Source organism: Pontimicrobium aquaticum (assembly GCF_005047595.1).
GTDB lineage: Bacteria > Bacteroidota > Bacteroidia > Flavobacteriales > Flavobacteriaceae > Pontimicrobium > Pontimicrobium aquaticum.
Genome location: NZ_SUPL01000019.1, coordinates 1 through 2,337, shown reverse-complemented (window position 1 = coordinate 2,337; position 2,337 = coordinate 1). Strand labels below are relative to the sequence as shown.

Sequence of the window (2,337 nt, the reverse complement as noted above, 5' to 3'; positions counted from 1 at the left end):
TGTTGCGATAAATTTAAGACAAAAGATATGAAAAAAAGAAACAAATTAAGAGAAGGCGAGGATTTTCCGAAGGACAAATCCGAAGCAATGAATTATGTACGTTGTTGGCACACGTTTTTTAATCAGATTATTAATTTAAAATTCAGAAGTATGATTAAAATACTCAATTCAATATTTGATGAATTGCCTTTGTTTTTTCAAATAATAATTCCAGAGTTTTTATTTGTCGCTTTTTTTGTTCTGCTTTTTTATATCTATACGTGTATATTTTAGAAAGTATATAAACCAATACAATGATTTTAGAAACATAACAATCAAAGAGGTCCGAACAAATGTTTTTAAATCCATATTAAATTCAAATCCGATGTATGTAAGCAACACCATCCAAAATATTATTGTAAAACCAAAAGATGCTACGATTCGGTCAGGAATAAAGTTGAGTACCATTCCTTTCTGTTTCCACTTTTGCCATTTTGAGTTCATAAAAAAGAAATACGTTGGCAATTCGCTAACAACCCAACAAACACCAATAGATAAACTCAAAATTATTTTGTCAAATTTATCTAATTCTGAAAAGTCAGATTTAAACAAAAACAATTGTAGATATGACATTAAAAAAGCAAACGCAAAAATCAGTAATCCGTTTTTTTGGATTGGTTCAATGTCGAAAAATTCTTTAATGTTCATTTTTTGTCAAATGTGTGCCAACGGTCTCGGCTATGATTTCGTTGCGGAAAAATCCGCAGGATTCTTTCCGCCGTAGCCGAAAGATAGCAAAATTGCGTTGAATTCCGATTAGGAATTCAGCCGCAATGAATTATAGCCATTGTTAGCTGTAGTTTTTATTTTTTTCCGAATATCAGTAGTATGTCAGCTATTGGATAAGCCAATGCGACTACTATTCCAAATATTCCGTATAATGTTTTTCCATCTGGTAAAAATCCAGTAATCGAAAACCATAAAATCAGTAAGCAAAAAGGGTAGAGAAGAAGTCTTGTCAAAACTTTCGTAAAAGTCCATTCTTTAACCTTTTCTGTTTTTGATACCGATTTTGGTTTATTAATCAGTTCGGGATTATTCAACTGTTCAATATTTTCAATTGCTTCTTTCAGTTCATCTGTCAGAAGTTTGGTTTCGTATTTCTTGGCTTTTCCTAAAACTAAACGCAATAAAAGTCCAATAACTGAAATTCCGATTGTTCCAATTACTGCCATTTTGAAGTCAGTTGAGAGGAACAAACCTGAAATCAACACAATTAAAAATCCGATAGTTATTTTATTCAGCAGTTTATGGTAAGGATTTTTCTCCTTTTTTATTCCATTCAGTTTATTGTTTTGGTCAAAAGTCAGATGGAAAATAGGATATGCACCACGCAAAAAATGAGAGGAACGCCAAATCAAAAGTTCATTCGGTTTAATTTCTCCGCTGTACTTTGTCGTGTTGTAGAAAAATGCATCATTCCAATGGTTTTTCAGATTACTTTTTTTATTCTGAACTATTAGTTTTTCGATGTCTTTCTTTTCTGCCACAAAGTTTGGTTTAAATTACAGCTAACGGTTTCGTATAACCGTCAGTTACGGATTAAATTAGCGATTATTTTCGGATTGACACTGACTTTAGCAATTCCGAGTGGATTCGGACGTAGTCGAATCCGCCGTAATTGCGGTTATACATTGTTGTAAAACGTTTTTATTCAGTAACTCTTTTTCAATACTTGTCCGAAATCCAATATAAGTTATTTCAGCAATTTTTATTTTTTCATTTCCAGTCCATTCCGCATCTTCATTCATTAATTTTAATTCCGCTTCGTTTTCCGTTAGATTTTTAATTTGTCCGACAAAATATGAATCATCGTCAGTTTCTGTAAATATTGCAATCAACTCTTCGTTTTCTAATTCCGATAAACATTCGGACATATTATTCATTCTTTCAAGTGGCAGTTTTCCGATAAATTCCGCGTAATTATTATTCTTTATTTCACTTAATTCTTCTTCGTCCCATTCTCGATATTTGTCAATTTCAAAATTCCTAATAATTGCAAAACCGTCAAATTCTTTTGTTTCGTCATTAAAGCAAATAAACACAAAGATATTCTCATTTGATTTTAAACAAATTCCAGAATAAACTTCGTCTCGATTTGGTGCTAAATCAACGTGAATTGGAATTCTATTTTTGATGGTTTCCTGCATTTTCTTGGTTTGGTCAAATGTTTTACAACGGTTACGAGCATGAAATTTAGCGGTCATATAACCGCTATTTTCAGACTCGGTATTTGCCTTAAAAATAAGACAAATAGTTTAATTAGACCTATCCCAGCTATGTTTTATGCGCGTTGTT

Annotated in this window: 3 protein-coding genes; all 3 read right to left on the bottom strand. The window is 31.8% G+C overall.

Annotation, left to right across the window (positions count from 1 at the left end):
• Window positions 1-219: 219 nt before the first annotated feature.
• The 3 genes from E5167_RS15285 to E5167_RS15275 all read right to left on the bottom strand — a co-directional run bounded on the left by E5167_RS15285 (window position 220) and on the right by E5167_RS15275 (window position 2,246).
• Window positions 220-687 carry a hypothetical protein gene (locus tag E5167_RS15285; protein WP_136845026.1) on the bottom strand — a complete coding sequence of 156 codons (468 nt, stop codon included), beginning with the start codon at window positions 685-687 and terminating at the stop codon, window positions 220-222.
• 155 nt (window positions 688-842) lie between these two features.
• The gene (locus tag E5167_RS15280; RefSeq protein WP_136845025.1) at window positions 843-1,529 is read right to left on the bottom strand and encodes a hypothetical protein; all 687 of its coding nucleotides are present in this window, start codon (window positions 1,527-1,529) and stop codon (window positions 843-845) included.
• Between the two features lie 87 nt (window positions 1,530-1,616).
• The gene (locus E5167_RS15275) at window positions 1,617-2,246 is read right to left on the bottom strand and encodes a hypothetical protein (RefSeq protein ID WP_239022014.1); all 630 of its coding nucleotides are present in this window, start codon (window positions 2,244-2,246) and stop codon (window positions 1,617-1,619) included.
• Window positions 2,247-2,337 lie beyond the last annotated feature (91 nt).